The organism is Polaromonas sp. (assembly GCF_018780625.1).
In the GTDB taxonomy this organism is placed as follows: domain Bacteria; phylum Pseudomonadota; class Gammaproteobacteria; order Burkholderiales; family Burkholderiaceae_C; genus Polaromonas.
Map to the genome: position 1 here is coordinate 1 of NZ_JADMJK010000123.1, position 5,458 is coordinate 5,458.

Below are 5,458 nucleotides of genomic sequence, written 5' to 3' on the forward strand. Positions count from 1 at the left end.
TGCACCGGCGTGGCACCCACCGTGCCCGGAATCAGCGCCAGGTTTTCCAGCCCCGGATAGCCGTTTTCCAGCGTCCAGGTCACCAGATCGTGCCAGTTCTCGCCGGCGCCGGCCTCGACAATCCAGGCTTTGGCCGTTTCAGTGACCAGGCGCTTGCCCATGATTTCGACCTTGAGCACCAGCGGCTTGACATCTCCGGTCAGCACGATGTTGCTGCCGCCGCCCAGCACAAACTTTGGGACAGCCTGCAAGGCCGGGTCTTGCAGCACGGCGGCCATGTCGGCTTCGCGCCTGACGCGCACCAGGGAAAGTGCCTTGGCCACGATGCCAAAGGTATTGGAAGACTGGAGGGGGACGTTTTTCTCGACTAACATCTTGAGATTGTCTCACCCCCGTGTAACTCCCCATTTGCAAAGCCGACACCATGCCTTCTTTTGATACTGTTCTTGAAACCGACCTGGTCAAGGTCAAAAACGCCGTTGAAAACACCGCCAAGGAAATCGGCACCCGCTTTGACTTCAAGGGCACGGCCGCCTCGGTCGAGCTGAAAGAAAAAGACAAGGAGATCATCCTGATCGGCGACGGTGATTTCCAGATCGACCAGATCCACGACATCCTGCGCAACAAGCTCACCAAGGCCGGCGTCGACGTGCGCTTCCTGGACATTGGCAAGGTCGAGAAAATCGGCGGCGACAAGGTCAAGCAGGTCACCAAGGTACGCGACGGCATTGAAACCGAAGAGGCCAAGAAGATCCAGCAGCTGATCAAGGGCAACAAGATGAAGGTGCAGGCGGCCATCCAGGAAGGCAAGGTCCGGGTCACGGGCGCCAAGCGCGACGACCTGCAGGCCGCCATGGCGCTGATTCGCGCCGAGATCAAGGACCTTCCGCTCAGTTTCGACAACTTCCGCGACTGAACTCATTGGCTCTCATGTCTGCATCTGCCCGCGCCATGGCACTCGGAGCGCTAGCCGGCCTTGCCGTCTCGCTGACAGTTTCAAACGTACAGGCGCAATCCGTTGCCCTAGCCGGCATGCTGGGCAACAAGGCGCTGCTGGTGGTCAATGGCACGGCGCCCAAAACCGTGGCGGCCGGTGAGACGCACCAGGGCGTCAAGGTGATTTCCACCTCGGGCGACCAGGCCGTCATTGAGCAGTCGGGCAAACGCCAGACGCTGCGGGTCGGCGAGGCGCCCGTGAGCATGGGCGGCAGAAGTGGCGCCAGCGGGCGCGGTAGCCGGATCGTTCTCACCGAGAGCGGCGGCGGCCACTTCATGACGGCCGGACAAATCAATGGTCGTGCCGTCCAGTTCATGGTTGACACCGGCGCAACCAGCATTGCCATGAGCACGGCCGACGCCGAGCGCGCGGGTATCAGTTACAAAAGCGGGCAAGCCGTGCAGATATCCACAGCCAACGGCACCGCCCAAGGCTTTCGCATCAAGCTCAATTCCGTGCGGGTGGGCGATGTCGAGGTCTACGACGTTGACGCCGTGGTCACCCCGCAGTCCATGCCCTTCCTGCTGCTGGGCAACAGTTTTTTAGCGCGTTTTCAGATGAAACGCGAAAACAACCTGATGACGCTGGACAAGCGCTACTGACCAGGATAACGGCCACCGGCCCACGGCCTACTTGCGCACGGCCTGCTTGCCGGACCCCAGCTTGGACTCTGTTCCCTTCAGCAGCTTGTTGATGTTGTCGCGATGGCGCAGCAGCAGCAGCGCACTGATGGCAATCATCACCACCAGGATGCTTTTGTCCACATACCAGGCCGCCCGGTCGCCAAACAGATAGTAAAGCGGCGCAAAAACCGCCGCTGCCAGCGACGCGAGCGAGGAATAACGCGAGAAATACGCCACGATCAACCAGGTCACCAGCGTTGCCAGCCCAAGCCACCCGCTGATGCCCAGCAGCACGCCGGCCGCCGTCGCCACGCCCTTGCCGCCCTTGAACTGGAAAAACACCGGGTACAGGTGGCCCAGGAAAGCCGCCAGACCCACCAGCGCGACCGTGCCCTCGCCCATGCCGTAGTCGCCGCCAAACCACTTGACCAGCACCACGGGCAACCAGCCCTTCAGGCCGTCCAGCAGCAGCGTGGCCACCGCCGCCGCCTTGCTGCCCGAGCGCAGCACATTGGTGGCGCCCGGGTTCTTGCTGCCGTAGCTGCGCGGATCCTCCAGGCCCAGTGCCCGGCTGACGATGACCGCAAACGACAGCGAACCGAGCAGGTAGGCCAGCAGCGTGGCGCCGGTTGAATACAGGTATTCCAAAATTGTCTCCCCTTGTTATTTGATTTATTCGATTTATTCGGTCAATGCACACTGCACCGATTTTGCACCGAGCAGGGCGACGCACACCTGCGGGTCCATGCCCACCAGGTAGCCGCGCCGGCCTCCGTTGATGACGATGTTGGGCAGGCCCAGAATGCTTTCCTCGATATACACCGGCATGGCGTTGCGCGTGCCAAAAGGCGAGGTGCCGCCCACCAGGTAGCCGCTGTGGCGCTGCGCCACTTCAGGCTGGCAGGGTTCGACCGACTTGGCGCCGATTTGCCGCGCCAGATTTTTGGTAGACACCTTGCGGTTGCCGTGCATCAGCACCAGCAGGGGCCGGGCATCCTGGTCCTGCATGACCAGCGTCTTGACCACCATGAAAGGGTCCAGCCCCAGCACCTGGGCGCTGTGCTGCGCGCCGCCGTGCGCCAGGTAGTCATACGGATGCTCGGTAAAGGCCACCTGGTGCGCCTTCAGCAGCTGCGTGGCGGGGGTTTCGCTGACGTGGTCTTTTTTAGCGTCTTTTTTGGCCATCTTACAAAGCGGGGTCGCGAATGTCCCAGCGGATCTTGTCAATCTCGGCCAGCACCTCGGCTGACAAGGTGGTGCCGTACGCGTCCAGGTCTTCATCGAGCTGCGCCAGCGACGTCACGCCGATGATGGTGCTGGCGACTTGCCACTTCGTGTAGCAAAACGCCAGCGCCAGCTGCGTCGGGCTCAAGCCGTGGTCCCGCGCCAGTGCGTTGTAGCGCCGCGCCGCCGCCAGGGCCTCAGGCCGGCCCCAGCGCTGCTTTTTCATGGAGTCAAACTTCGCCATGCGGCCTTGCGGCGCGTCGGCGGCGTCAAGGCCGGTGGCGTCGTACTTGCCCGTCAGCAGGCCAAAGCCCAGCGGCGAATACGCCAGCAGCGAAACACCCAGCCGATGCATGGTTTCGTCCAGGCCGTTTTCCACCGTGCGGTTGATCAGGCAGTAAGGGTTTTGCACCGTGGCCACTTTGGGCAGGCCGTGCTGCGCGGCCAGGCGTACAAATTCATGCACCCCGTAAGGCGATTCGTTGGACAGCCCGATCGCGCGCACCTTGCCGGCCTTGATCAGGCCAGCCAGCGCTTCAAGCTGGTCGTGGATGGACGCCACCGGCAGGTCCTTGGCCGGATCGAAATACACCGTGCCAAACGCCGGCACATGGCGCGCTGGCCAGTGGATCTGGTAGAGGTCGATCACATCGGTTTTCAGGCGCCTGAGGCTGTCGTTGCAGGCCCCGACGATGTCCGCTGGCGTCAGGTCCAGGCTGCCGTTGCGAATCCAGGACATGCCGCGCGCAGGGCCCGCAACCTTGCTCGCCAGCACCAACTGGCTGCGGGCTGAAGGATTTTTTGCAAACCAGTTGCCCAGAATGGTTTCGGTGGCCCCATAGGTTTCGGCGCGCGCAGGCACCGAGTACATTTCCGCCGTATCCACAAAGTTAACACCGCGCGCCAGCGCACGGTCCAGGATGGCATGCGCCCCGGCTTCATCGACCTGCTCGCCAAACGTCATGGTGCCCAGGCAAACAGGGGTGACATGCAGATCGCTGGCGCCGAGTTGAACTTTATTCATGGAAATCCCGTTAATAATTGAACGCCCGCACGGCACGCGGGCGCGGCGAAATAGCTTGAAAACAACTAGTTTAAGGGCTAGTGTGCGCTCTTGTAGACGCCCAATACGCGCTCTTGTCTTACACATTGCAGCAATCCGGATGGCTAACATTCACTTACCAACGCTTTAATGCACAACGGATTAACTTCCCCATCTTTTTCAAGGAGTTCCACATGAACAAATTTCTGATCACCTCACTCACCGTTGCAACCATGGCCGTCGCCGGCCTTTCGGGCTGCGCCAACATGAGCGAAACCCAGCGCGGTACGGCGCAGGGCGCCGGCATTGGTGCGGGCCTTGGTGCCCTGCTCGGCGCTGCCACAGGCGGCTCCAAAGGTGCGGCACAGGGTGCTGTACTGGGCGGCGCCGTGGGTGCGGGTGGCGGCTACCTCTGGTCCAAGAAAATGCAGGACCAGAAAGTCGCCATGGAACGCGCCACCGCCGGCACCGGCGTAGCCGTCAGCCAGACCGCCGACAACCGCCTGAAGCTGGACATCCCTGCCGACATCTCGTTTGACGTGGGCCGCTCTGCCATCAAGTCCAACTTTGCGCCAGTGCTCACGCAATTCGCCAGCAGCCTGAACCAAAATCCGATCACCACGGTCACCATCATTGGTCACACCGACAGCACCGGCTCCGACGCCATCAACAACCCCTTGTCGGTGGACCGCGCCAATGCAGCCCGTGACTACCTGGTGAGCCGCGGCGTTGCGTCGCAGCGCATTGCCACCGACGGCCGCGGTTCACGCGAGCCGATTGCCAGCAACGCCACAGAGCAAGGCCGCGCCCAAAATCGCCGCGTAGAGATCTACGTCGCCGAGCCAGTCGCCCAGCGTTAAGCACGGCCCTGCGGTTTCAAGAAAGCACCTTCGGGTGCTTTTTTTGTGGGCGCGGGCAACAACCGCACCCCATCAGGCGTTTTTAAACCGCGCTTCCTCCTGCAGCCGCAGCACCCGGCGCTGCACCTTGCCGGTGGTCGTCATGGGCAGCGCGTCAATGAATTCGATCTCCTTGGGGTACTCGTAGGGCGCCAGCATGGCTTTGACGTGGGCCTGCAGCTCCTTCATTATTTTTAGATCAAATTCACTTGTAGCCCCCGCCAGTCTTGTACGAGCAGCTATTAAATCAGGAGCTAGCACCACATAGGCCTTGACCAGCGCGCCGCGCTCTTTGTCGGGTTTGGGCACCACGGCGGCGTTGGCCACCGCCCGGTGCTTGACCAGGCAGTTCTCGATTTCACCGGGGCCGATGCGGTAACCGGCCGCCTTGAAGATGTCGTCGGCGCGGCCCTCGTACCACAGGTAGCCGTCGGCGTCGCGCCGCGCCAGGTCCCCGGTGCGGCACCAGTCGCCCGTGTACTTGGCCTGCGTGGCGGCCTCGTTCTTCCAGTAGCCCAGAAAAAAGATCGGGTCCGGGTCGCCGTGCATGTCAAAGCGGTTGACCGCCACGTCGCCCGCCACGCCCACCGCGCATTCCTGGCCCGCATCATCAATCACCGCCACCTGGTGGCCGGGGTAGGCTTTGCCCATGCTGCCCGGCCTGGCCGGCCAG

At 62.3% G+C, this 5,458-nt stretch carries 7 protein-coding genes and 1 pseudogene; 3 read left to right on the forward strand and 5 right to left on the reverse strand.

Annotated elements, in window-relative coordinates; all coding sequences use genetic code 11:
- On the reverse strand, positions 1-374 hold a 374-nt coding region (locus tag IV091_RS11150), incomplete at its 3' end, for an FAD-binding protein (protein WP_293468656.1).
- A gap of 50 nt (positions 375-424) precedes the next feature.
- Here IV091_RS11150 and IV091_RS11155 point away from each other — a divergent pair.
- A complete protein-coding gene (locus IV091_RS11155) occupies positions 425-916 on the forward strand; it encodes a YajQ family cyclic di-GMP-binding protein (protein WP_293468658.1) in 492 nt (163 codons plus the stop codon).
- Positions 917-951: 35 nt separating this feature from the next.
- A complete protein-coding gene (locus IV091_RS11160; RefSeq protein ID WP_293468670.1) occupies positions 952-1,599 on the forward strand; it encodes a TIGR02281 family clan AA aspartic protease in 648 nt (215 codons plus the stop codon).
- A 27-nt stretch (positions 1,600-1,626) separates the two neighbouring features.
- Here the strand turns inward: IV091_RS11160 and plsY are convergent, their stop codons facing one another.
- The 3 genes from plsY to IV091_RS11175 are packed head-to-tail and all read right to left on the reverse strand — an operon-like array spanning position 1,627 to position 3,868.
- Entirely contained in the window at positions 1,627-2,268 is a 642-nt protein-coding gene (gene plsY / locus IV091_RS11165) for a glycerol-3-phosphate 1-O-acyltransferase PlsY (RefSeq protein ID WP_293468660.1), read from the reverse strand.
- Between the two features lie 33 nt (positions 2,269-2,301).
- Positions 2,302-2,805: an aminoacyl-tRNA deacylase gene (locus IV091_RS11170; RefSeq protein WP_293468662.1), complete on the reverse strand. Its 504-nt coding sequence runs from the start codon at positions 2,803-2,805 to the stop codon at positions 2,302-2,304.
- Position 2,806: 1 nt separating this feature from the next.
- Complete coding sequence (locus IV091_RS11175) at positions 2,807-3,868, reverse strand: aldo/keto reductase (protein ID WP_293468664.1); 1,062 nt, start codon at positions 3,866-3,868, stop codon at positions 2,807-2,809.
- A gap of 212 nt (positions 3,869-4,080) precedes the next feature.
- Between IV091_RS11175 and IV091_RS11180 the strand changes: the two genes are divergently transcribed.
- Entirely contained in the window at positions 4,081-4,746 is a 666-nt protein-coding gene (locus IV091_RS11180; protein WP_293468666.1) for an OmpA family protein, read from the forward strand.
- A gap of 72 nt (positions 4,747-4,818) precedes the next feature.
- Here the strand turns inward: IV091_RS11180 and IV091_RS11185 are convergent.
- Positions 4,819-5,458: pseudogene (locus IV091_RS11185) on the reverse strand (AMP-binding protein); the annotation flags it as partial.